This window comes from Pedobacter psychrophilus, from assembly GCF_001652725.1.
Taxonomy (GTDB): Bacteria; Bacteroidota; Bacteroidia; order Sphingobacteriales; family Sphingobacteriaceae; genus Pseudopedobacter; species Pseudopedobacter psychrophilus.
On record NZ_LWHJ01000031.1, the window covers coordinates 239,347 to 264,869 of the forward strand.

The window sequence follows — 25,523 nt, forward strand, 5'->3', positions numbered from 1 at the left end:
GGTTTTTTAAAGGCTCAAAAAAAATCAACAAATAATTACAAATAGCAATTATTAAAACTGCATAGTTATTGACTTTAAGACCTTATAATTGGTACAACTAAACTAATATTAAATAAATTTATTGATGGATAAAATCTTAAACTAAAAGTGTTTTTTCTTAAGTTTTTGATTTACATGTATTTAACCTTATTTAGCATTAAAATGACTTACTAAAAAAGTTATTAAGAAGATTTGATTAGACTTTAGTATCTATCAATAAACAAGTGATTATATTTATTTACGAGAGATTAATACTTATTAGGAATATTAATTATAAGAGGAAGGTAATTTGCCATATTGTTTTTTAAATTCTTTACTAAAATACTTTGCATCATTAAAACCTACCATATAAGCAATTTCGGATATGTTACCAGCTTTTTGCTGTAGCAATTGTAAAGCCCTTTTTAATCTGATTGACTTTATAAAATTGTTTACAGTTAATCCCGTCAAGGCAAAAATCTTTTTGTAGAAAACTGGGGTACTCATCCCTATTTCCGAAGCAAATAGATTTACATTAAAATCAATATTGTCAATGTTTGCTTCTAAAAGTTTTAATACCTTATTTAAAAATTCACCATCAGATGAAACTATTTGAAAATCTGTAGGTTGTAATGTAAACTGTTGAGAAAACTTTTCTCTCATGTTTTGATGTAGAGAAATTAAATTTTCTACTATCAGTTTTAATTTGGTAGTACTAAACGGTTTTGTTAAATAAACATCTGCCCCAGTTTTTAAGCCTTCCAATTCGTTCAATTCGCTAGATTTAGCTGTTAGTAGTACAATAGGAATATGCCTTGTTCTGATATCTTGTTTTAGTTCTGTACAAAGTTCAAATCCGTCCATTTCTGGCATCATTACATCGCTAATTATTACATCTGGTATTTTTTCGAATGCCAATTCTAATGCTTCCTTACCATTGGACGCAGCCACAATCTGATAAAAAGGGATTAATGTACTTATAATGAATTCTTTAATTTCTAAATTATCATCAACCACAAGAATTAAAGGTAAAATACTTCTTCCTGCATTTTTGATTTTGAGCTCATCAAGAAAAAAATCATTATCAATTGTATCTAATTGAAAATCATAATCATTGTTTTCAATTATATTAATTTCATGAGGTTTATATTGTGAATTACCAATCATTAACGATAAGCAAAAAGTAGTGTTAACATCGCTTTGCTCTAAAACTAAATTACCATGATGAAGTTTTGCTATATTTTTTGATAATGCCAACCCAATTCCAGTACCTACATTACGTTGTTGATGATTTGGTACCTGATAAAAATTAGTGAACAAATTTTTCTTATTTTCTTCCGGGATTCCCATCCCATTATCAGTGATTCTAAGATAAACATATTGGTCTGTCTGTTTTAAATCTAAATGTACTCTTGAATTTATTTTAGCAGTAAACTTAAATGCATTTGATAATAAGTTGAAAATCACTTTTTCTAACTGCTCTTTATCATAATACACCTTAATGATATCTTGATGAGCCTTAAATGTGTAATCTATATTTTTCTGTTTAGCTAATTCTTCAAATGATAAGAATATTTCATTAACAAAACTTACGATATTATTTTCAGATAGATTTAGTTTCATATTACCACTTTCTATCTTTCTAAAATCCATCAGTTCATTAACTAACTTCATCAGTCTTTTTGCATTTTTATTGATAATGAGAAGCTGTTCGTTAAATATCAAATTATCTTCTGTATCATGTAACATTTTTTCTAAAGGACCTAATATCAAGGTAAGAGGTGTACGTATTTCATGAGATACATTGGTGAAAAAATCTAGTTTCATTTGGTTAACATCATGTTCCCTTTTTAATAATGCTCTGATAAATATAAATCTTAAAACAAAATATAAACCACCTGCTAGTATTGCAAAATAAATCAAATAAGCCCACCATGTTCTCCAAAAAGGTGGTCTTATTACAATTTTTAGAGAGGCATCATTTTCACTCCAAACCCCATCATTATTAGAAGCTTTCACTAATAAATTATAGCTCCCACTTGGTACATTGTTAAAAACTGCGGTTGGGTTATCTACATAATTCCATTCCTCTTCATATCCTTTTAATTTATAAGCATATTTATTCTTTTTTGATTTTACAAAATTTAAAGCCGAGAAACTTATACTAAACAAATCTTGTTGATAAGAAAAAATAAGTTCATCCGATTCATCAATTGACTTTTTTAAAATTTTCGAATCATCATTGATGTTAACCTCTTTATTAAAAACTCGCAGATGTGTAAACACAATTTGAGGAGCAATTTTATTTTCTATAATATCTTCGGGATGAAAACTAACTAAACCATTATAACCTCCAAAAAACAACTCTCCTTTACTATCTAATAAAAAAGAATGATAGTTGAAAATATTTCCTGGCAAACCATCATTAATGTTATAAACATTAAACTTATCATCATTCATGCGGGCTAGTCCTTTGTCAGTACTGATCCATAAGTTCTGATTATTATCTTCTACTATTGATGCAATATTATCGGAAGGCAACCCATTATTAACAGTATAAAATTTAAGAGCATTATTTTTAAAAGTAAAACTTGCAATACCTTCATCATAACTTCCAATCCATACTTTACCATCTTCTGTTTGATTGATACAATTGATGTGTTTCAGAAATGATGTGTTTGAGGATACTAAACTTTTAAAACTTACCGAGCCATCTTTTAAATAGTAAAGCCCATTATCAGTAGCTACCCACAAGGTTTTAGATTTATCTTGAAACAGGTAGGAAATATTGCCCTCACTAAATTTAAATTGAGATTTACTATTCTGTAATGCTATAAATCGATTAGATGCAGAAGAATAAAGAAATAAACCGTTGCCTCTTGTGCCCACCCAAACTCTATTTTTATCATCTATAGTGAGATAAATAATTCTATTGGCTTCTTGATACGAATCCTTATTTAAAATATAGTTTTTAAAAACTTTGGTTTTTAAATCATAAAAATCAATCCCGCCGTTATAGGTTGCAATCCAAAGATTTTGATTTTGATCAATTGCCATTGACTTTATCAAATTAGAACTGATAGAATTTTTACTGCTTTTGATATTTGTAAACTGACCTGTTTGCCTGTTATAAAAATTTAGCCCTTCGGCTTCAGTACCTATCCATAAATTATGGTTTTTATCCTCAACAATAGCGCTAATAATGTTACTACTTAAAGAGTTTTTATAAGAGTTATGTTTATAGGTTGTAAATGGAATTGCATTTGGATGGTAAACATTTATTCCGCCAAAATAAGTACCTACCCAAATAGAACCTGCTTTATCTTGATATAAATTATAAATTGAGTTTTGATTTAAACTACCTGGATTTTCTGGATCATGAATATTATTATCAAATCTATTTTTAACAGGATCATATATTCTTATTCCATTTAAGGTAGCAATCCATAAAAGTCCATCTTTGGCTACCAATATTTTTCTTATATTATTACTTCCAAATTTGTTATCTAACTCATTACCATTAATGTGCTTAAAATTATTATTTACTCTATCAAAAAAATCTAAACCACTAAAATGATGACCTAACCAAATGTTATGGTTAAAATCTTCTACAATTGAAGTAATATCATTTGAAATTGGTGTTTGAGAATTATTAGGGTCATGAAAGTATGTCGAGAATTTAGCACCTTGTTTTTTAAAATTAATATTAACTAAACCATTTTTTGTACCTACCCATAATGTATACTTACTATCCTGATAAATTGAGTTAATAGCTGCATTTACTACACCCGCTCCCAGAGAATTGTTACAAAAGTATCTTTCAAAACTTCCGTCATTATTTAACTTGTTAAGTCCATCTTCTGTTCCTATCCAAATATTACCTTGTCTATCTTCATAAATAGATCTGATGGTATTATTACTTAAACTTTTTTTATTTTTTGGGTTATTTATATATCGAACAAATGATTTAGTTTCTGGTTGATATTTATTTAATCCATCTTGTGTGCCTACCCATAGATTACCTTTTCTATCTGTTAAAAGTGCACCAATACTCTGACTGCTACTTAATGAGTTAGGATCATTTTCATGATGTCTGAAAACTTCGAATTGCTGAGAATCATAACGGTTTAAACCGTCTTTAGTCCCAAACCACATAAAACCCTTTTTATCTTGAGTGATTGATAATACACTACTTTGAGATAAACCGGCTTCTACAGTTAATTTATCAAAAGCTATTTTAATTTCTTGAGCCTTTAAACAAGATAAAAAGCATATAAGTATGGCGCTAACACACACAATCTTAATGAGGTATCTAATTATCCTGAAGGTCAATTTATTTAAGAATTTATAATTGGTAAGCAAAATTAAGAAAAACTTAATCCACCGTTGATATCAATGTTTGCTCCCGTAATAAAGGAAGCTTCATCTGAACATAAATATACTACTAATTGCGCAACTTCATTTGCTTCACCTTCTCTTTTTAAAGCAGTGCTATTGGCAACGTTTATTCTTACTTCTGGTTTTGTAAATGTATCATGGAAAGCAGTAGCTATCATACCTGGAGCAACTGCGTTTACTCTAATACCTTTAACACCAAATTCTTTAGCTAAAGCCCTTGTATAAGTCATCACTGCACCTTTTGAAGTAGCATAAGCACTGGCTCCGGGACCGCCACCATCTCTACCAGCTAATGATGAAAAATTTATAATGGCAGAACCTGAAGGCATAAATGGGCTTACAGCTTTAACAGCAAAAAAAACAGATTTTAGATTAATACCCATTACTAAATCCCAAAATTCTTCATCCATTTCAGATGTTGGTTTTCTAGCTATCAATCCTCCTGCAACATTAGCCAATATGTGAATGTCATCACCAAAAGCGGTTCTGGCTTCCTTAACTAAATTCTCAACTTCAACATAATTTGTCATGTCAGCTTTAACTGTGATTGCATTTCCTCCAAAATCTTTAATTAAAGCAAGCGTATCATCAGCATTTTGCTTATTGCCAAAATAATTGATTACTACATTTGCACCTTCCTTTGCAAGTTGAATTGAAATTGCCCTTCCTATATCTCTTGATCCACCTGTAACTATCGCTACCTTATTTTTTAAACGCATATTATATTTTATTAGATATTACTTTTTTTGTAGTGATGTATTTGATACTTATCCAAGTTAAAGGAACTAATACGGCTGCTAGTACAAAGAAGGACACGTAACTTGTTTTAGTAATAATGGGTACTGCCCATGTTGTTAATAAAGTGCCGAGTACAGCTGCGGTGCCGGCCATACCAGCAACAGTTCCAACATTTTTTCCGTTAAAATAATCAGAGGGTAATGTTTGAAGATTACCTATTAAAAATTGAAATCCAAAAAGTGTAGTTCCTATTAGTAACATGGCAAAAATTGGTGTTTCTTTTAAGTTTGATAAATAATATAGAATAGCCAATAAAGAAATTATCATAATTGTACAACCTATTGCTATTGCATTTTTCCTAGCCTTTTCCGCGTCAATACCATTTTTCACCAGCCTTGAAGAAAAATATCCTCCCGCTAAACTGCCTATTGCAGCAAATAAATAAGGTACCCAAGTAAATGATCCAATTTGTTTAATATCAAATGCAAAAGATTCTTTTAAAAATGTGGGTAACCACGTTACAAATAACCACCAAACTGGGTCAATAAAAAATCTACCCATAATTATACCCCAGGTGTTTCTAAATTTTAATAGCTCTTTCCATGTTAAAATTGGTGCTTCTGCTATTGTTAAATGGGTACTTTCTTTTGGTTTATCTAGAATAAAATTTCTTTCTTTATCTGTTAACCAAGGGTGTTTATCTGGTGTAGCCTTATTAATTACTAACCAAGGAATAATCCAAACTAAACCTAAACCAGCTATTAAGACAAAAGTAATTTTCCAACCAAATGCAACATAAAGTAAAACTATAATTGGTGCTGAAATTACAGACCCAAGAGAAGCGCCTGCACCAAAAATACCTTGTGCTAATGCTCTTTCTTTAGGTGGAAACCATTCTGCATTGCTTTTAGTTGCTCCTGGCCAATTTCCTGCTTCGCTAAAGCCTAGCATAAATCTAAAAATGCTAAACGAAAATAAAGATCTGGCAAATGCATGTAAAGAAATTGAAATACTCCACCCTATAATTGATAAAGTCATTCCAATTCTCGTACCTACACTATCCATCAATTTACCGGTAAAAGTTTGCCCCAATGCATAAGCAATCATAAAAAAAGTGGTTATAACCGCCAAGGCACTTTTATTGTCAGCATCTGCAATGCCAAATTCAGTATAAATGTATGGCCATAAAATATTGATAGCACTTCTATCCACATAATTAATAATGGTAGCTAAACCAATTAAAGATATAATCCACCATCTTAAGCCTTTTATTTTCATAAATCTATTTGCTTATTGTTGGAATGTTTGCTAAGCCACTCATTGCATTTTTTACCGTATTGCTGTTATAAATTAAGTTACCAGTAGCTTCTCCTTTACTACTTTTTAACCTTACATTAAAGCCAAAACCTGCCGCTGAAACATCACTTATATTACTCTTAAAAATATTACCACAACCCCATCCTGCTACCGCACAATTAATTTGGTAACCATCTAATAAAACAGAAGGCTGCACATTATAACCTATATTGTTTTCTATTAAATAAGCGTTTCCTTTTACATCAATCCAACTATCAGCACTATTTGCACCAGTTATTCCTTGGCTGTTAAATGTATTTCCACTAATTAAACCTCCGGTGGTACCTTCTTTAATATCAATACACTCTGCCGCTATATAAGGTCCAATTTTATTTTTTATCACTTTGTTAGAATCGCACCTGTCTGGTAGGCCATTAGATATTTTTGCCCAATTACTAACCGCAGTACCGATATAAATACCCTCTCCATAGTCGGGAGTTTTTAAACCGGTATAGGTTATTTCTGAATTTTGAATAATATTGTGTTTGCTAAAATTTCTAAAATGCACTGCCTCTTCCCCTATTTGAGTAACAAAAATCCCATCTATTAAATTATAATTAGCCCCATCGGTTATTAAACCTTTTAAACCATTTTTTAAAGTAATTCCTTTAATTTGCCAATAGTTTGCTTTTAGAGATAGAACGTAACCAGTTTCAATAGTACCAGCATCTAAAACAGCATTTTTAGACCCGATTAACACAATGGGCTTATTTTTATTTCCACTATTAGTAGCTTCGATCACAAATTTTCCTTCATAAATTCCGTCTTTTAAAAATATAGAATCACCAGCTTTTGCATATTTTAAAGCCATTTTTAATTGATTAGAATCAGAAACTATTATTTTATTCTTCTTATTTTGGATAAAACCAAAAAATAGCGAGCAAATTAAAACTAGAATGCTAAAAATAGTTAAGTTGTTAATTTTGGATATTGAAAATTTAATCATAATTAAATGGCTTGTAACTGTTACTACCTTTTTTGCTACTAATAAATAAGTGATTTAGTCAATAGCATTTTTAGTTTTTAATCTTTCCTATAACTGTTCTTTAAATAAACTAGGAATATTTTTGATCCTATTATTGTAAGATTATTGAAATCCGTAAGGTTCAGTTGTCAACCCAATTTTTCTGTTATTATTCATCCAATATTAGGAATAGAATTCATAATCAATAGACAACCTAAAAGTGATTTTTGAAATATCTACGAGTCTCAAAAGATTTTAAAAAGTTTAACTTTTTAAAAAATCTTCTCTATGAGGAGTAAAAGCATCTATTAAAACACCCGGTTCTTTACATACGCAACCATGTATAGAATGTGGCGGCACATAATAACCATCTCCTTTTTTTATAATTCTTACTTCTGCACCAATGGTCATTTCAAAAACCCCACTCTCTACATAAGTTACCTGCGAATGATGGTGTTGATGTAAAACACCAACCGCTAACTCTTCAAATTTCGCCTTAACTAACATAATTTTATCATCATACCCATAAATCTGTCTTTTAATGCCATTTCCTAAATCTTCCCAAGGGGTTTCTTCTTCTATTTGAAATAAATTGCTTTGCATAGTGTTTTATCTAATATTTATATAATTATTTTTATTTTGATAATTGATTTGATAAATGTAAAGTTTATCCTTTGCTTTAAAGCTGATAGTTGTTTGGGTGATACTATCCTCAACTAGTTTTAAGTCAGTAATGATACTTGATGCATCAGTTACTGTTTCTTTAACTGGATTTGTATTGCCATGCGTATCAGTAACGCTAATAAAGGTTTGATTTTTGAAGTCTGATTGAGATAAAATAAAAGCCTTACCTTCTGCTAAATTTAAATCAGGATCATTAGCTCCAATGGAAACTAACTTTATTTTTAAAGGCTGATTAGAAGTAAAATGAGTAGTATAGAATCTGTTTTTGTTTAAAACACTTATAAATCCACTTGCTGATGATAATTTTTTATCTGCATTTAGCCATAAATGTTGATATCCAAAATCCGTTCCTAAAGCGGTTAAGTTGTTTCTTTGAGCAATGATTTTCTCAGACGTGTTTACAATTTTACCTTGGTACCAAAAAGGTAAATCATATTGATGTGGCTTATCTGCAATAACTTTAAAAACGTCAATCAATAAAGGTTTTTCTGTTTCATCAATTTTAAGCAAAGCCGATGTTCTAATTAATGATATATTTTCATAAGCATGATCCTCTTTTGCACTAACTACTTTTAATTTTGGGGTATTATTAAAGTAAAGTAATGTTGGGTGGTTACTTTCTGCTAAGGATAATTGCGCTTGATATTGTGAGGTTTGATCTACAACTAAGGTATTATGAGCAACAGTTTGCTTAGCCCATGTCTGGTTTTCTGGCAGATAATTACCACCACCTTTGGTATCAATATTTAAAAATCTAGCTGAGCCATAATCATAAAAATGCTCAGTTCCGTTATCATAAAAAAGCAAATTCAACCTATCAAAATGACCATGACCCATACCTTGAGAGCTTGCTTTTAAAACTAAACATTGTTGATCTATATTTTGTCCGAAGCGTAAAACGCCTATTCCTCCTTCATCTCCTTTAGCACCATCCTTAATCCATAATGTTTGATAATTAAATGGTACAGCTTTGTTTTGAGCTATTGCTAAGGCAACTTTTAAACCAGCATCAGAAATGATAACCTTATTTTGTTGCTGTACAATATCTAACAAATCTGCATCGGGTTTTATATCTGCGTAAGCCAAATTACTACCGTAAACCAACTCTATTGATTCAAATGTTTTATCCCTTATAGCATCATTAATAGGAAAAAACACTTTATTGGTATAAGTGGTTTGTAAAGAAGTATGTATGGCCTTTGCCAATAATTCATCTCGGTACTTAAATATATTTAGCTCGGGCTGATAGTTTTGTATCGCTTTGGCGAAAAGGATAAAAGGCAGCAGTGCATATCTTTGATAATATGGACCTTCCATATAATATCCATCAGGAGAGAATAACTTATTAATTTGAGCTAGATAACCCGTTTTACCGTCTAAATTAGACCCGTAAATTGCTTTTTTAACATATACAGGTTTGTTTAATACATAACCAGTAATACCAACTGCGGCTAAATTCCATGTACCATGGTTGTGAATTTTATCAAAAACAACTTTTCTATCCTCTGTAAAAAATTTTAAAATAGGAATAAACAATTCATTTTCGATTTTATCTCTCTCTGTCTTATTTAATGTATCATAGACTAAATCATAAGCTTGTATTGCATAAATTTGCCATACATAATCATTTAAACTTTGCCAAAATATTTTGCCAGCATCATCCAATGATTTTGACTTAGGGTGGTTTGGCCAATTTTGGTATTTACCAGCATAATCCAAAAGCATTGTTTTAACATAATCTGCATACTTTTTTTCGCTTGTAATTTGATAAACTGTGGCGCAATTTAAAAGTGAGGTATAGTTTCTTTTATGTTGCTCATGAGTATATCCTCCGCCTCCATCTACTGGTTTTGGAACATTTATAGTAGTTGATAATGCTTCATCAGCATCAGCTTTTAAAGCTAAATAAGAAGTTTTTAAAATAGGCAAACTGTCACAACCTTTTCTAATTGCTACAATATTTACTTTAGTTAACATTAAACTTGGGTGTTGTTGCGCAACCACATTGGCACCAAAAAATAGAAAGAAAATTATAAAATTAATTTTAATGATGTTTTGCATCCTAATAAAAATCAGCGTAAAATCATTTCTTAAAAGCATCCAAACTGTAAATAAATTCCAAAATAGCTTCATTTACTTCTGCATTTTGCTCACTTGTGAATTTGCCATGCAAACCACCTGGAATAATCATCATCTCGTTCTTAACACTAACCTCATCTAATCTTTTTTTCAAATCATACGATTGTTGAATGGGTACTGTTGGATCGGCATCGCCATGCACTATAAATATAGGCGGACTATCCTTTTTAACTATATAAATTGGAGAAACAGATTCTATGAAAGATTGATCAGCTACTTTATTTCCAAGCCATTTTTTCTCAGACCCTGATCTAAAGCTTCCATATCTTTTATCGCCTACATCAACAATTCCGTATTTATCTATTATGGCTGCTACTTTTACACTTTTTTCACCTGCACAATTGGTATCAAACCTATTATCGTTAGCCAATAAACCGCCCATCAATGCTAAATGACCACCAGCCGAACCACCCATAATTACAATTTTATTAACATCGATATTTAAAGTTTTGGCATTTTTTATCAAATAAATTAAAGCGCATCTAGTATCTTCAATTGCTGCAGGAGCCGCAGCTTGCCCACTTAATCGGTAAGCAATATTTGCCACCAAAAATCCTTTATTAAAATAACTGTTAAAACCTCCTTGAGTATCTTTTGTCCCCGAACTCCAGCCACCTCCATGTATATTAATAATGGCAGGTGATAGCCCTTTACTTTTAGGAGGAAGATATAAATCCATTTTACCTTCCCAATTTGGCGCAGTTGTATAAACCAAATTTAACTGACTTGAATATCCGACAGGAAAGGTTACTTTTTTAATTTGTTCAGGTGCATCCTGGGCCCAAATACTTGTATTAATTGTTATCAATAAACAAATTGTGATTAAATTTTTCATTTTCTACTGCTTTATATGTTTGACTAAAAAAATTATCTAATAAACTTCTTTTTTAATAATTGCAAATCGTCGCTATACGTTGCAATAAGAACACCTTTATCTGCATTTAACATACTAATTACAAAGTCATTATTTCCCTTATTTAAAGTTACCGCTTGCTGAAAAACCTTTCTTCCGTTTAGGTCATAAATAGCCAATTGCCCTGATGAAGCTTGCTCTAAAGAAATATTAATATTTAAATTAGTTGAGTGTGGTATAGAAAAAACATGAATAGTGCTATTAATGAAACCTGTATTTACCGAAACTGGATTGGATAACGAAGTTTTACCATCAAAATCAACCTGACTTAATTGATAATAATTTATGCCAGATGCTGGGCTTTTATCAATAAAATAATAAGCTAATGATGCACTGCTATTACCTGATCCATTCACTTTACCAATATTTAAAAACTGAACACCATCTGTTGATCTTTGTATATCAAAATGAGAATTATTTTTTTCTGATAAGGTATTCCATTTCAACTGAACACCTGAAGCTTGTTTTTGAGCTGTAAATGACGTTAACGAAACGGGTAAAGTTGTTAAATAGGTGATTTTAATTTGACCATTTGCACCAACACCCCCAACTTTAGAATTACCAGAAGAATATCCACCGCTGCCGCCTCCACCTGGGGCTACGCCAGCAATACCTAAAGCTTCTACTGCTAAGGCATCCCCTCCAGAACCTCCATTTGCACCATCTCCTCCGGCTCCGCTATTTGAAGCAAAAACACCGTCATTTCCATCTACACCTTTAGTAATAATTGAACCACCTGCATCTAAATCTAAACTGACTAAAGCTGTTGCTGTTCCATTAATTCCATTTCCAATAATTGCAACAGTTGGTACGCTTGTATAGCCTGAACCTTGACTTAATGCAGTAATAAAACTTAATGCACCAGATGATATTGATATTTTTGAAGTAACACCATTACCACCCCCACCTGAAATAGTTGCAGTAGGTGTTCCTGAATAACCGCTACCCACATTTGCTATAGATATACCATAAATTCCTCCCAAAATACCACCTACGCCGCCTCCGTTATGAGAATTTGCCCCAGTTCCTGCTGCACCACCAGAAGCAGTAACGGCTGTAATAGATGGACCAGAAAATTCAGTTTTACCACCTTGTTTACCACTGCAATTTGCAGATAATGTTGCTCCAGCAACTCCACCAATACCTACAGTAATTGTATAAACTACGCCCGGAGTTACGCTTACAACATTTTTTACGTAAGATCCACCTCCACCTCCGCCTCCTGCTCTTCCTAACGTTCCCGTAGCTGTGCCGCCACTTCCACCCGCTCCCCAACATTCTACTTCTACAGAATTCACACCAGATGGGCAAGTCCATGTAGTTGAACTATTAAAAATTAAATCAGAACTAACAGGTAATGAAGCTGATAGTAAACGTTCGTTAAGCTGAGCCTTAAATAAGCTCGGAATTGCAACAATATTTATCCCATTAGATTCTACTATTCCTAAAGGCTCCGTAGTCATATCGCCAACATTGGTTATTGTACCGATAAAACCTACAGACCAATTCACATGGTCTCCTTGTGGATCTTGAATAGCCATTCTATTTCCTTTACAATTCCAATACATGATTTGGCTACCCGCCCATCCATGTCCGGAACCCGAAACGGTTCTGTTTTGTACATTCATATTTCCGTTTCCGGTGATTTTATCAAAAAGAATTCCTGTAGCCCAACGGTGATGTGGACCAATATCATTAATCTGTTGCGTAGCATTACAATTATAGAAAACGTTAGGCCCAGCGGTTCTGCTTCCATTTACATAATCATGTCTTCCATTTCTTGTAACACAATTTTGCACTAAAGATCGTTGTCCGGTAATTTCAAAAGAATATCTTCTTCCACCATCAATTGTTGATTTTGCATCTAGCATTTTGCAAGCATCAACAGTAATGAAACTTGCCTTAGATTGGATTTCTACAGCCGAATATCCAAAATAATAAACGTCGATATTTTTAGCCCATGAATTCGTAATATTATTAAACACAATAGCTGACCATCCATGATTTTCATCTGTAGAAGAAGCATAAGTAGAAGAGATTTTCATATACTCTATACCACATTTCTCTATTCTATAATCATTAAATTTCATTAACTCGGCAGTAGCATAAGTTGGATCAATCATATCCATTACAGGTGCGTCTAAAGTGATAAGATTCCCACTTACAGCAACAACTTTTCTTTCGTAATAAATATCATAATCAGCGGCTTGCCAATTTGTCGTTGTTCCGTCTGCACCAGGCAAAGTGGTCAAAATATCCATCTTTAATAAGCTTATCCAAGCTTGATTAGGAATTCTGTGAAAAAAGACTTTATCATTAACAGTAAAGGTATGACCAGCTACAACCGTTACCTGTTTTGTGCCAATAGGCACATAGGTATCAGTTATTGCTTTAATGCTTGAACTTGATATTCCAGTACTTAAGGCTCCTTTGAAATTTATTAAATCAAATTGTGAAGTTTTAGTGGCTATAAGATGTGTTCCGCTTCCTTCTCCTCTTAAAACTATACCACTTGCTGTTATATTGATTGCATCGCTGATATTATAGGTTCCCGCTTTGAATAAAATTGCACCTCTAAATCCATTAGCATCTATAGGCATTGCTGCTACATCATTTATAGCTGATTGGATGTTGCTTAAATTATCGCCAACAATTGCATTAACAGTTTTTACTACTTGAATAGTTGGTATAATGGATTCACTATTTTTATAACCAATACCACTATAATCTGGCACTTTATTACCTTTTGCATCAGCATTGTAAACTAATTTTCCTTGGCCATCCAAAGAAACTAATGATGATGTCTGTGCATAATTAAAAGACAGAGTGCTTATTGTAATCACAATACATAATAGCAAACTTTTAAAAATCTGTTTCATATTTTAGATGAGAATTTTAATCAACTTTTAGGGTTTGAGAAATATAATCTGCTGAATTAAATTTTGTATCACCCATTTGTGAAGTAGTAATTACAGTTGTACCTGCTCCAACTATATGAATTTTTCCGTCCAGGATTGTAGCTACCGTAGAATTAGAACTATTGTATAAAACCTTTAAACCAGAACTGGCTTTTGCTTTTGGATCAAAATCTAAATCGTTTATTTTTTTTACCGATAAAGCATCGAAAGTTATTTTTTGCGTTTGCTTTGGCTTGGTTGTTTTTGAATTTATAGACTGATAATAATTATATGGCAAGTCAAATTCACATCCTTCGGAGATTAGAAAATCTATAACTTTTATAAACTGATTTAATTCTTCTGCTTTCCAAAATTTTGGATGGCCTTGTAAAACCATATAATCTGTATAAGAACCTTTTTTGCTATTGTAGTTTTTAACAAAGGCCTCATAATCTGGCTTACCTGTGGCTATTTCCATATTTACCCTATTCTCCAGATTTAAAATTCCTGATTGAGAATCTGCGGCTGGTTTATTAAACATGGTAATCTTATAATTTGGATTTTCTGAAATTACTGTATTTGTAGTAGCATCATTGTGATTGAATGGAGCACCAAAAGAATGCATTTGAAGCCTAAATAAATCTTTCATTAATTTATCTGCTTGTTCAAAATGAGCTTTTTGATAATCGTAATTTTTCCCATCAAATTCTGGATTAATATGATCTAAACCATGATGCCAAACCTCAAAGAGTTGCTCTCCTTTATTATTTTTCGCATTAAGGTAAGGTGCATAAACACTCAATGCAGACTCATCGCATCTAATGGCAATAAAACCAATTGCGGCTTTAATTTTTTTGCTCAACAAATAGTCCATTGTTGGTGTGGCAGCACTATTTCCATTCTTTGCATCAAAATCATCCAGCTTTAAAAAAATCTTAAGTTTATTTTTTTCTAACTTATTTTTAAAAAGCACTGTATGAGATTTTAAAAAAAAATTATCCCTTTTAATTCCAAAATTGGCATTAGCAATAATTGAAGCAATCAATAAAGAACAAAGTGCAACTAATTTTTTCATCTTAAATTTGAGGTAGTAAATTTTGAATTAGAAAAACTGGTAGATATAATTCTATCTACCAGTTAATCGCTAAATCATTTTTCTTTAAATAATTATTAAGTATGTTATCTAACAAATTTAGTCCTCAAAACTTGCGCACCATTTGTGTAAGTTGCAACGAAAACGCCTTTATCTGCATTTGGTAGGTTAATAGATAAATCGTTACTACCGTTATTTAAAGATAAATCTTGCTCATATACTTTTTGGCCACCGATGTTATAGATAATTAATTGCCCTGCAGAAGCTCTATCTGTAGATAAATTAATATTTATATTAGATGAGTTTGTTGATAAATAAACCGTCATGCTTGAATTACTGAAGCCCATATTAACCGAAAGGGGATTTGATAATGTTATTTTTCCATCAAAATCCACTTGGCTTAATCGGTAATAATTTGTACCTGATAATGGACTTTTATCTGTAAAAGAATAATCTAAAGAAGTATTGCTATTTCCAGCTCCATTTACTTTACCGATGTCAGAAAAGTTAATACCATCAACAGATCTTTGAATATCAAAATGAGAATTATTTTGTTCGGATGATGTGTTCCATTTTAACTGGACACCAGCTGCTTGCTTTTGAGCAGTAAAAGTGGTTAATGAAACTGGTAAAGTGGAAGTATAAGTCAATTTTACCTGTCCAGCAGCGCCAAGACTACCAGCTTTAGTTGTAGTAGTATTGGTAGTAGACCCGCTGCCGCCGCCGCCAGGGGCAATACCAGGAATACCGTCTGAAGTACTTCCTGATACAGCTAGTGGAACAGAAGCGCCACCTGCGCCACCCATTGCTCCTGCACCACCAGCTCCGCTATCTGTAGTTGTAGCGTTTGATCCATTTTGCCCTAATGTAATTGTTCCTCCTGCATTAATATCTGGATTAACCAATGCTGATGCACTAGCGCCAGTACCTGAACCTGATGTTGTAATAACTATACTTGGGGCACTTGTATAACTAGATCCCATATTGGTAGGTGCAACATTTGCGACCGTACTACTAGCAGTAGAAATGGCAGCTACTGCTCCTGTTCCCCCTCCACCAGAAATAGTAACCGTTGTAGTTCCTGCAGTATATGAAGCTGTTCCTGCAACAATATTATTAAACCCATATAAACCACCTAAAACACCACCTTTACCTTGAGGCACTGCGGTAGTACCTCCACTGCCTCCAGTCCCACCACTTGCAGTTACCGTTATTGCATCACCTGTAAATCTCGAAAAACCACCTGGAAGCCCGAAATTAGTTACCTGAGTTGTAGTACCAGCAATACCGCCAGCACCTACTACAAAAGTATACGTCATTCCTGGAGTTACAGCTACATTGGTGTTTATAACATAAGACCCGCCGCCACCGCCGCCGCCAACTCGACCTGCGACATTAGAGACACCACCGCCACCGCCGCCACCGCCCCAAGTTTCAACTTTTACTGAGTTTACACCTGCCGGGCATACCCAAGATAAAGTGCCAGGAGTAGTAAAAGTTTCTACAGTTTGTGTAAACCCAAATGTTGCAATTGTAAATAGCATTAATGTTAGTAATAATTTTTTCATGTTAATTGGTTTTAAATGTTTATTAGTTTATTATTTAATTGGATTTTATAAATGATCTGAATAGGTTAAATTATCAACCCATAGTTTTGGTTTAACTTCTGTGTCTTTAGGTTTGTAACCCACAATTGTAAAGGCATTAATTATAGCTGCAGGAGTTAAACCTCCAACACTAGTGATAGCTTTTTTGCCATTTACCCAAACTTCATAAGTATTTGCTTTTAAGATATGGTCTCCTTCTTTTTTATAGGTTTCTTCTGTTAAAGAATTGTTACTAAAAACTTCAATATTGTATTCAGTATTTTTTAAAAAAGAAATCCCTTTAACACCTATCCATTTATTTTCAACTCTGTTATAAAACTTGATTTCATTAGCTTCGGTTAAATTCCATCTCAAGCCTACAAAAATCTCAGTATTGGTTTCTTTAATGTTAGAATTTCCTTGAAACAAATCTTCTTTATCCGTGGAATTACCATTAGCAAACATAAATTGACCTATGTTAGAGCCATCAAACTTGATTTGAAAGGACATGCTTGATAATGCTGTACCTTCAATATTATAGATGGAGAATTTAGAATTAGCTACTGCTGGTACTATTTCTAATCCTACTCCTTTAATAAAATTTGCCCCAGTTTTTACTAAATTAAGCTCGCCTGTTCCGTCTGAACCTGTACGAACTCTAGCTACCTGTTTTAAGGTTTTGGAAGTATTTAAACCTGGCTTAGGTAAAAATGATGTGGAAATTTGACCTGGATTTGGATTAAATGTAGCCTCCGTTTCTCCAAAATCATATTTCCAGGTTTGCGATTGTGCATTAGCCGAACAAGCAAGTGCTACTAATGAAATAAAAAGTAAGGTTTTTTTATTCATAATTGGTTAATAAATTGGTTTACAGAAATTTATAAATCACGATTGTTATTTCATGGAATCAAGATTAATTAAACAGTGCTTAATTAAAATAATTGAATAAAATTGGTCGAATCGGTTTATAATTGTTTTATAAAAATAACATTGATTTATTTTTTAAGAGGGGAAAATCTTAAACTTAAAGAGGGAAATATTAAAATCATTGTGAAATGCCTTGGATAAGGATTCTATCAAGCAATTAAAATTTGAATAAAAAAAGCTGAAAGGATTTTCAAATCTTTCAGCTTTTTTGTTTGCTAGTTAACTAAACAATTAATCTTGCGATAAAATCAAAGCAGTGTAAGGAGCTATAGAAATTTCTGCGCTATGTTCAAATCCATCACAAGCCTCGGCGAAAGCCTCAACATCATAAGATTGGTAATTTTCAAACTCTTCGTTATAACCTTTATAATCTGAATTAAACCTTACTTTCCATAGTCCTGCCGATGGGAAACCGATTCTATAAACAACTTTATCATTACCAGAAAAATTCAAGATTACAACTGTAGTATCTTTAATACCGCCATCTTTCCATCGCTGATAAGCTATAATTTTTTGCTCATTATCTGTTCGGATAATTTGAATATGCTGTCCGGTTAAACCAGCCGTAACACCAGATAAATTTCTTCTTAATGTTATTAAATCTTTATGCAGATTATGATAACCCTTTAGTTCTTTTAGCCTGCTCCAATCAATAGGATCAGTATCAGAAAACCATTTATCTTCAAGGAGTTCTTGCCCTTGAAATATCATTGGTATTCCGGGTGCAGTTAAAACCATAGCCATGCCCAATGAAGCCCGTTTTTTAGAATACCAATTATTTACATCATCTGCAGCAATTTCTTCTGCAACCCTTGCACTTCCATTCGCAACCTCATCATGAGATTCAGTATAAATAACTCTCCTAAAATAATCTCCGCTATATTGATGAAGAAGTGCTTCAGCAGCTACATTCATATCTCGATCTTCATCATGCTGAACTGTCAACAATTTACGAACTGGATGTACAAATGCAGCATCCCACTGACTTCCAAATCCTAAACCTTCTCCATCTCCTACTCTATCTGTAACCCAATTTAATTTATGTAAATCTTCAGCAACTGTTAATTTATATGGATATTTCTCTGTAATTTCTTGATTGATATCCCGTAACATAATTAATCCTTCCTCTAATTTCCCATCTGGATTTTCATCTGCATTGACATTTCTTATATAAGGAATCATGTCCATCCTCAATCCATCAATATGAAAATCTTCTAACCACATTCGGGCATTGTCCTTTATATAATTACGAACGGCTTCCCTCCCATAATCAGGCCTGGTGTCTCCCCAAGGTGTATTTGAACGCCAATCATTATAAAAATAAATTCCTCCTTTATCATTTTCACTCCAACCATCAAACTGCCATAAATCTAAATCTGATGGACCAAAATGGTTGTAAACAGCATCTAACATAACTGCTATTCCATTTTTATGAGCTTCTTTAACTAATTCTTTTAGTGCATCTGGTCCTCCATATTCGCTTTCTATAGCGAAAGGGTATGACGGATTGTAACCCCAAGAAAAACCTCCAGGAAACTCGTAGGGTGGCATTATTTCTATCACATTAATACCTAATTCTTTTAAATAAGGAATCTTTTCTTTCAGCGTATAAAAATCTCCCGGTTTTCCTTCTTCTTTAACATTAAAAGTACCTAAATGAAGTTCATAAATTACAGCTTCATTCCAGTAAGGCATAAATGATTCATCATCGTCCCAATTGAAACTACCATTATCGTAAACAACAGAATTACCATTGGAATTGGTCATCTCTCTTGCATATGGATCATTTTTAGGTAGCTCCTCATAGTCCTGCGTAATGATAACAAACTTGTATTCGTTTTTAACATTTGCGTTTTCTACATTGCCTCCATAATATCCATTGTCTTCATGTGCTAATTCTAGTTCATTAGATGTCCAATTATTGAAATCACCCATTACAAAAACTTTTTTTGCATGTGGCGCCCATACTCTAAAAAACACTCCCTTATCATGTAAAATGGCACCCATGCCACTAATATTAATTTTTTCTTCTATATCTGATTGCATAAATTAATTTTATAAAAAAAGATAAGCTAATTTTAAGCCAATACTTTCTTTACAAGAAATATGATGAAGTTTAATATCTTAAATTAGGGATGAAAAAATTTATGAAGCTTGATTTACAGGATTAAATGATTTTCATAATTTAACCTATCAAGCAGATTGAAGTTTTATAATTTATTTTCTTTAAGTCTATTTAACTATTCTTCTTTTTTGGAAAAATTAAAGAAGCTACAACGCTAACAGTTAGAATGCCTAAAATGACAAAAAGAGAGTCAACAGTGGTAAATCCCCATGCAACTAACCAATGGTGAGCTAGCATCTTTACGCCGATAAATACTAAAAGAACTGCTAAGCCAGTTTTTAAATAATGGAATTTATCTATCACGTTTACCAAAAGGAAAAACATAGATCGCAAACCTAAAATTGCAAATATGTTAGAAAAGAAAACAATATATGGATCTTTAGTCACCGCAAAAATGGCTGGAATAGAGTCTACCGCAAAAATTACATCGGTAAATTCTATAACTAACAGAACTAAAAATAATGGGGTGATAAATAATTTATGGTTTTTTTTATGGAAGAAATTATTGCCCACATATTCTGGATGGACAGGAAAATACTTAGAAGCTAATCTTACTACTTTATGATTATCGGGGTCAATCTTTTCATCTTCATCACGACTCAGAAACATAGTTACGCCACTGTAAATTAAAAAGGCACCAAAAATGTACAATATCCAACCAAATTCATTTATAAGCGTCGCACCTAAAAAAATAAAGATAAATCGCATCACAACTGCACCCAAAATTCCCCAGAATAATACCCTGTGATAGTATTTTTCATTTACTCCAAAAGCGGTAAATATCAAAACCATAACAAATATATTATCCACCGATAAAGCGTATTCTATCACATAACCCGTGATAAATTCTAAGCTTAGGTTATCATTATACTTATTTAAGTTCTCTTGAAAATTGCCAGAGTTTAAAGTAATATTATGCTGATTGTCTTTAACAATCTGACTTAGCTGCGTTTGGTTTATAATATTATGAAGTTGTTGCCCTTCTGTTTTTAAAAAGAAATAGAAAGCAATAGCAAAAGATACCCAAACCGCACTCATGATTGCTGCTTGTGTTAGGGTTACCGGACTATCTTTTTTGTGAAAAAGCCCTAAATCCAGCGATAGCATTAATATGATAAACAGGGTAAATGCCCCAAAGAAAATTAATTCGTGACTCATTTATTTTTTTCTCTCTGTGGTAAAACGTACCAATTGCTCTAATCCTGTTTTAGATGCTGATTCAGGAAATTTAGAAATGATTTCAAATGCTTTTGCTTGATATTTCATCATCTGTTCCTCGGCGTAAGCCAAACCACCACTTAGTTGAACAAAATTTATAATTTGACTTATTTTTTGAGGATCATCATCATGGTTTTTAACCAAATTGATCATTTTCTTTTTTTCTGCTTTATCGGCTTTGTTTAAAGCGTAAATCAGCGGAAGAGTTACTTTTTTTTCCTTGATGTCAATTCCTTTGGGTTTACCTACATCATCCACGCCAAAATCAAATAAATCATCTTTTATTTGAAAAGCAATTCCGATATTTTCTCCGAAAGAATGCATCAGTTTAACGGTTTCATCATCGGCACCAGCAGAAGCAGCACCTGCAGCGCAACAAGATGCAATCAAAGAAGCTGTTTTTTGACGTATTACCTCATAATAAATGGCTTCGCTAATATCCATTTTACGAACCTTTTCAATCTGCAACAATTCGCCTTCGCTCATTTGTTGTACAGCATCGGATACGATTTTTAGCTGTTTAAACTCACTATTATCAACAGAAAGTTGTAAACCTTTTGCTAAAAGATAATCGCCTACCAGAACCGCGATTTTATTTTTCCATAAAGCATTGATAGAGAAAAAACCACGTCGCTCAAAAGAATTATCTACCACATCATCATGTACTAAAGTTGCAGTGTGCAACAATTCTACCAATGATGCAGCTCTATAAGTAGATTCAGTAATGCCGCCACAAATATTTGCAGAAAAGAAAACGAACATTGGTCGCATTTGCTTGCCCTTTCTCTTTACGATATAATGCGTGATGCGATCTAAAAGCGGAACAGAACTTTGCATTGAAGCTTTAAACTTCTCTTCAAAAGCGTCAATCTCTTTTTCTATGGGTTTTTTAATCTGATCTAATTTCAGCATTTCCAAAAAACAAGCAGTCTTTATTAAGGTTTGCAAACATAATGTAAAAAACCCGATTAAGGGAATGTAATCATCATGCTTTAATTACGTTTATGTGCTAATTCTATATCTTTACTTCATTAAATTAAAATTAAACAATGAAAAAAATATTCTTCTCCATTTTATTATCTCTTTTGATAGGTAATAAAATTTTTGCACAAGAAAAGGAAAAAATCAAAACTGATTTTAAATTTTTTAATTGGAGTTCTTTGAGTTATACTTTTGGCCTAAATGACGCAGTTCTTAGTCAAAAGATAAATTCTTTACATATAAAAACTGTTTTTGGTTTGGGAACCCCGCAAACTGGTTTTGGAATTGGATTAGAAAACGCAACTTTTAGAAATACCAATAGTAGCAACGGAGTAAATTTTAATACGTTAAGTTTTAGTGGAAACTTACATCAATTATTAAAACCGATTAGTGATGATGACCTTAACTTTTTTATTAAAGGTGGTGCTGGTTATGCTGTGAGGATTTTTGATGGTTATGATAAAGGCTTAAATTATGAAGCGAGTATTGGTGCAATTCTTACCACAAGGAAAAAATCGAAATATTTTTTACAAGCTATTTATAATTATCAAGAAATAGATGGTTTTGCACTTGTTAACGGTAAACCAAAAATTATGTCATTTGGTTTAGGAATTGGAACTTGGGTTTCCAGGTAGAAATTTAATTTGTCTGAATCTTGATTTGCCAGATTTTAAAATTAACAGGATAAATCTTATTTGACGCAGATTTGTTAAATATTTTTATCGTTTCAGATTAGTGATTATTAGTGAAATTAGTGGCGGAAAATTTGAAATAGTTGCAAAAAATCAATAAATACGAGGCAAAGATAATTGATATTTTACTGCAACAATCCTAATCAAAAAAACAACAGCTACCGCGGTAAATTTCACAATTGCTTCATCCAAGTCTAGATATCTCAATAAAAGATAAACCAAACCGCCAATAATACATGCAGTTGCGTAAATTTCTTTTCTAAAAATAAGCGGGATATTATTTAACAAAACATCTCTAACTATTCCTCCAAAACAACCAGTTACAGTGCCTAGGGCAACACAAATACCTGGACTTAAATCAAAAGCTAAGCCTTTTTGTAAACCGACAACTGTAAAAAATCCTAACCCTAATGAATCAAAAAGAAATAAGGTGATTTTTAACATTTTAATTTTCTTCCAAAATATCATGGCTAATATTCCTGTAATTAAAATCAACAAAGAATAATTGGCATTTTTTAACCAAAAAACAGGAGTATCGCCAATTAAAATATCTCTTAAAGTACCGCCTCCAACCGAAGTTGCAAAAGCAATAATAAGTACACCGAAAACATCCAGCCTTTTTTGCATGGCTGCAAAAGCGCCAGATACAGCAAATGAAAAAGTTCCGAGAACTGTGATTACCTCTCCAACATTTAAATCATATAGCGCCATTTCTTTTTCTTAAAAACCATTCAACACTTAATAAAAGCATGATTAAAGCAAATATCCACTTTAAATTAATTAAAGCATCGTAACTCTTTTCTTCATAACTAATGGTTTTTACTTTTTCGTTTTTAGGAATTAGCTCTTCTAAACTTAAAAGATTCTTTGGTTGAACCATTTGTCCGCCACTAGCATTCGCCATATTATATAATAACTGATGGTTTGCTGTAGTATGCATTAATTCAATGTTTATTTGCTCTATTAAAAATTGCCCGTTGGCACTGAATAGATTTTTTCCGAGTTTGGTTTTCGCTTCAAAAGTATACTCGTCCGCCGGTAAAAATCCTGCATTTAACTGATATGATTTTCCTATTTTTGTAAATTGAAAACTATATTTTTTTCCTGATTTACTTTTTAAATCAATGCTTACATCAGGCTCATTATTCAGATTATAAGCTTCATCATAAAGTTCTGCATTTAAAATAATCTGTTCATTATCTGCAAATCTTGTTTTTATTGGGTAAACCCTAAACTTTCTTAAATCATTTTTTGCACTTAAGTATTGTACAGATTTTGAAATTAGTTCGTCAAAAGCATTATGATTTTCATTTTTTTTAAAATCCTCAAGTCGCCAACGCCAAATTCCTTCACCCGTTAAAATAGCAGTTTTAACACCAGCATCATTGCCAAAAGCTAACAAAGGAGCGTTTGTTTTTACATTTCCAATTTGTTGGTTTAACAAAACTAATCCGGCGTTTTTTAAGCTGTAATTCCCAAAAGGAGCATTTAAAGGAGCTAATGAATTTAAATAAATTTTGCTTTCATCGCTTAAGCTAAAAGCGGTAAAATCCATATTTAAAGCCGCTAAATAATCTTGTGAAGCATTGTTACCACTTACATTTAACAAATTCTGTTTTTGGCTTAAAGCCGATGTATTGGTTTGCGTACCAATAATAAACCATTTAGATTTTTGAGTTGTTTGCTCAAAAACTTGATTGATTGGGTGTTCATTAGAAGGAAGATTGTGAAAGATAATCAATCCAAAATCCTTTATATCTTTTAATAAATCATCGGCGAAAGCCACCTTTACCTCATAATTTTTATTACTTTCTATAGCTTGTTTTATGGCGCTAATATCTGGATGTGGAGCGTCTGCCAGAATCAAGATTTTTTCTTTTCCATCTAAAACCTCCACAAAAATTGTCTGCGTATTATTTTCTGTAGTTAATTCATCTTTAATTGTACTAGCCTGAATAACAATTTTTTGAATGCCTTTTTTCTTTGTTTCTAAATTGATTTTGAATGTTTTGTTCCAATTATCCTTATCGATACTTAAAGCAATGTTTTTTGACTGACCATCATTAGTGTTGATTTTCAAAGTAGAATTTAAACCTTTAGCCATATATGAGGAAACAGGTATTTCTATTTCATGATCATTACCTAAATACACCAAATTATTATAATTGATGGGAGAAACAATTAAATCTTTTTTGGGAATGGTATCTCCTAAAGCAATGGTGTAAATTGGAAATAATTGTTTTTTTATATCAGAAATTGGATTTGCACCACGATTATAAATTCCATCAGATGCTAAGATTAAAGCCCCAATATTCTGATTGGGATATTGATCTTTTATATAATTGAAAAGTTGTGAAAAATCTGTTTGCTTTTGGGTTTGTTTAAAATTGAAATCGTTATTGATCCCATCACCAAAATTTAAAATTTTAACATCATAATTATCTGATAGACTGGAAGCCAGCTTTTTAAAATCTTGATGGTATTTTAAGGTATCAAAACTCTTATCCTTGGCAAAAGCAATAGAAGCAGAAGCATCTTGTGCAATGATAATAAGCGGTTTTTCCAACCTTTGCTTAATAGATTTTAAAAGCGGAGACAACAATAAAAAAGCTAATAGACTGATGAGGATAAATCTTGCAGTAAATAATATGGCTTTTAAATTTTTATTTTCATGGTTACTTTTTCGATATAATAACCAGGCAAACCCAAAACCCAGTATTAAACAAGGTATTATGAACCAAGCGCTTAAATCGTTAAAAAGTAATGAGAATAATAGAGGCATATTTAATGAGTA

General features: G+C 32.3%; 17 protein-coding genes. 1 reads left to right on the top strand and 16 read right to left on the bottom strand.

Annotated elements, in window-relative coordinates:
* Window positions 1-306: 306 nt before the first annotated feature.
* The 14 genes from A5893_RS16380 to A5893_RS16445 all read right to left on the bottom strand — a co-directional run bounded on the left by A5893_RS16380 (window position 307) and on the right by A5893_RS16445 (window position 21,968).
* Window positions 307-4,350: a hybrid sensor histidine kinase/response regulator transcription factor gene (locus A5893_RS16380; RefSeq protein WP_082911474.1), complete on the bottom strand. Its 4,044-nt coding sequence runs from the start codon at window positions 4,348-4,350 to the stop codon at window positions 307-309.
* A gap of 32 nt (window positions 4,351-4,382) precedes the next feature.
* Window positions 4,383-5,135, bottom strand: coding sequence for an SDR family NAD(P)-dependent oxidoreductase (locus tag A5893_RS16385; RefSeq protein ID WP_068823667.1), 753 nt, complete (start codon window positions 5,133-5,135; stop codon window positions 4,383-4,385).
* A 1-nt stretch (window position 5,136) separates the two neighbouring features.
* Entirely contained in the window at window positions 5,137-6,432 is a 1,296-nt protein-coding gene (locus A5893_RS16390) for an MFS transporter (protein WP_068823668.1), read from the bottom strand.
* A 4-nt stretch (window positions 6,433-6,436) separates the two neighbouring features.
* Window positions 6,437-7,321 carry a right-handed parallel beta-helix repeat-containing protein gene (locus A5893_RS16395; RefSeq protein ID WP_232456882.1) on the bottom strand — a complete coding sequence of 295 codons (885 nt, stop codon included), beginning with the start codon at window positions 7,319-7,321 and terminating at the stop codon, window positions 6,437-6,439.
* Window positions 7,322-7,738: 417 nt separating this feature from the next.
* Complete coding sequence (locus tag A5893_RS16400; protein ID WP_068823669.1) at window positions 7,739-8,077, bottom strand: cupin domain-containing protein; 339 nt, start codon at window positions 8,075-8,077, stop codon at window positions 7,739-7,741.
* Between the two features lie 6 nt (window positions 8,078-8,083).
* Window positions 8,084-10,291, bottom strand: a complete 2,208-nt coding sequence (locus A5893_RS16405) for a heparinase II/III domain-containing protein (protein ID WP_232456883.1) — start codon at window positions 10,289-10,291, stop codon at window positions 8,084-8,086.
* Window positions 10,242-11,132: an alpha/beta hydrolase gene (locus A5893_RS16410; RefSeq protein ID WP_068823670.1), complete on the bottom strand. Its 891-nt coding sequence runs from the start codon at window positions 11,130-11,132 to the stop codon at window positions 10,242-10,244. Before A5893_RS16410 ends, A5893_RS16405 begins: the two co-directional genes overlap by 50 nt.
* A gap of 32 nt (window positions 11,133-11,164) precedes the next feature.
* The gene (locus A5893_RS16415; protein WP_068823671.1) at window positions 11,165-14,089 is read right to left on the bottom strand and encodes a glycine-rich domain-containing protein; all 2,925 of its coding nucleotides are present in this window, start codon (window positions 14,087-14,089) and stop codon (window positions 11,165-11,167) included.
* Between the two features lie 16 nt (window positions 14,090-14,105).
* Window positions 14,106-15,182 (bottom strand): polysaccharide deacetylase family protein, encoded by a 1,077-nt coding sequence (locus tag A5893_RS16420; RefSeq protein ID WP_068823672.1) that lies wholly within the window; start codon window positions 15,180-15,182, stop codon window positions 14,106-14,108.
* A gap of 104 nt (window positions 15,183-15,286) precedes the next feature.
* Window positions 15,287-16,768 (bottom strand): glycine-rich domain-containing protein, encoded by a 1,482-nt coding sequence (locus tag A5893_RS16425; protein WP_068823673.1) that lies wholly within the window; start codon window positions 16,766-16,768, stop codon window positions 15,287-15,289.
* A gap of 45 nt (window positions 16,769-16,813) precedes the next feature.
* Window positions 16,814-17,635, bottom strand: coding sequence for a hypothetical protein (locus A5893_RS16430; RefSeq protein WP_068823674.1), 822 nt, complete (start codon window positions 17,633-17,635; stop codon window positions 16,814-16,816).
* A gap of 309 nt (window positions 17,636-17,944) precedes the next feature.
* Window positions 17,945-19,759 (bottom strand): alpha-amylase family glycosyl hydrolase, encoded by a 1,815-nt coding sequence (locus A5893_RS16435; protein WP_068823675.1) that lies wholly within the window; start codon window positions 19,757-19,759, stop codon window positions 17,945-17,947.
* Window positions 19,760-19,949: 190 nt separating this feature from the next.
* Window positions 19,950-20,996: a TerC family protein gene (locus tag A5893_RS16440; RefSeq protein ID WP_068823676.1), complete on the bottom strand. Its 1,047-nt coding sequence runs from the start codon at window positions 20,994-20,996 to the stop codon at window positions 19,950-19,952.
* Complete coding sequence (locus A5893_RS16445) at window positions 20,997-21,968, bottom strand: polyprenyl synthetase family protein (RefSeq protein WP_068823677.1); 972 nt, start codon at window positions 21,966-21,968, stop codon at window positions 20,997-20,999.
* A 137-nt stretch (window positions 21,969-22,105) separates the two neighbouring features.
* Here A5893_RS16445 and A5893_RS16450 point away from each other — a divergent pair, with 137 nt between their 5' ends.
* A complete protein-coding gene (locus A5893_RS16450; RefSeq protein ID WP_068823678.1) occupies window positions 22,106-22,672 on the top strand; it encodes a hypothetical protein in 567 nt (188 codons plus the stop codon).
* 150 nt (window positions 22,673-22,822) lie between these two features.
* Here A5893_RS16450 and A5893_RS16455 read toward each other — a convergent pair whose 3' ends face one another.
* The gene (locus tag A5893_RS16455) at window positions 22,823-23,440 is read right to left on the bottom strand and encodes a trimeric intracellular cation channel family protein (protein WP_068823679.1); all 618 of its coding nucleotides are present in this window, start codon (window positions 23,438-23,440) and stop codon (window positions 22,823-22,825) included.
* Window positions 23,427-25,511: a hypothetical protein gene (locus A5893_RS16460; RefSeq protein WP_068823680.1), complete on the bottom strand. Its 2,085-nt coding sequence runs from the start codon at window positions 25,509-25,511 to the stop codon at window positions 23,427-23,429. Before A5893_RS16460 ends, A5893_RS16455 begins: the two co-directional genes overlap by 14 nt.
* Window positions 25,512-25,523: the final 12 nt, after the last annotated feature.

Bases quoted from the DNA above. Each gene is read 5' to 3' on its own strand.
- A5893_RS16385 (WP_068823667.1), bottom strand. From the start codon at position 5,135: ATGCGTTTAAAAAATAAGGTAGCGATAGTTACAGGTGGATCAAGAGAT.
- A5893_RS16390 (WP_068823668.1), bottom strand. From the start codon at position 6,432: ATGAAAATAAAAGGCTTAAGATGGTGGATTATATCTTTAATTGGTTTA.
- A5893_RS16395 (WP_232456882.1), bottom strand. From the start codon at position 7,321: ATGGCTTTAAAATATGCAAAAGCTGGTGATTCTATATTTTTAAAAGAC.
- A5893_RS16400 (WP_068823669.1), bottom strand. From the start codon at position 8,077: ATGCAAAGCAATTTATTTCAAATAGAAGAAGAAACCCCTTGGGAAGAT.
- A5893_RS16405 (WP_232456883.1), bottom strand. From the start codon at position 10,291: ATGAAGCTATTTTGGAATTTATTTACAGTTTGGATGCTTTTAAGAAAT.
- A5893_RS16410 (WP_068823670.1), bottom strand. From the start codon at position 11,132: ATGAAAAATTTAATCACAATTTGTTTATTGATAACAATTAATACAAGT.
- A5893_RS16415 (WP_068823671.1), bottom strand. From the start codon at position 14,089: ATGAAACAGATTTTTAAAAGTTTGCTATTATGTATTGTGATTACAATA.
- A5893_RS16420 (WP_068823672.1), bottom strand. From the start codon at position 15,182: ATGAAAAAATTAGTTGCACTTTGTTCTTTATTGATTGCTTCAATTATT.
- A5893_RS16425 (WP_068823673.1), bottom strand. From the start codon at position 16,768: ATGAAAAAATTATTACTAACATTAATGCTATTTACAATTGCAACATTT.
- A5893_RS16430 (WP_068823674.1), bottom strand. From the start codon at position 17,635: ATGAATAAAAAAACCTTACTTTTTATTTCATTAGTAGCACTTGCTTGT.
- A5893_RS16435 (WP_068823675.1), bottom strand. From the start codon at position 19,759: ATGCAATCAGATATAGAAGAAAAAATTAATATTAGTGGCATGGGTGCC.
- A5893_RS16440 (WP_068823676.1), bottom strand. From the start codon at position 20,996: ATGAGTCACGAATTAATTTTCTTTGGGGCATTTACCCTGTTTATCATA.
- A5893_RS16445 (WP_068823677.1), bottom strand. From the start codon at position 21,968: ATGCTGAAATTAGATCAGATTAAAAAACCCATAGAAAAAGAGATTGAC.
- A5893_RS16450 (WP_068823678.1), top strand. From the start codon at position 22,106: ATGAAAAAAATATTCTTCTCCATTTTATTATCTCTTTTGATAGGTAAT.
- A5893_RS16455 (WP_068823679.1), bottom strand. From the start codon at position 23,440: ATGGCGCTATATGATTTAAATGTTGGAGAGGTAATCACAGTTCTCGGA.
- A5893_RS16460 (WP_068823680.1), bottom strand. From the start codon at position 25,511: ATGCCTCTATTATTCTCATTACTTTTTAACGATTTAAGCGCTTGGTTC.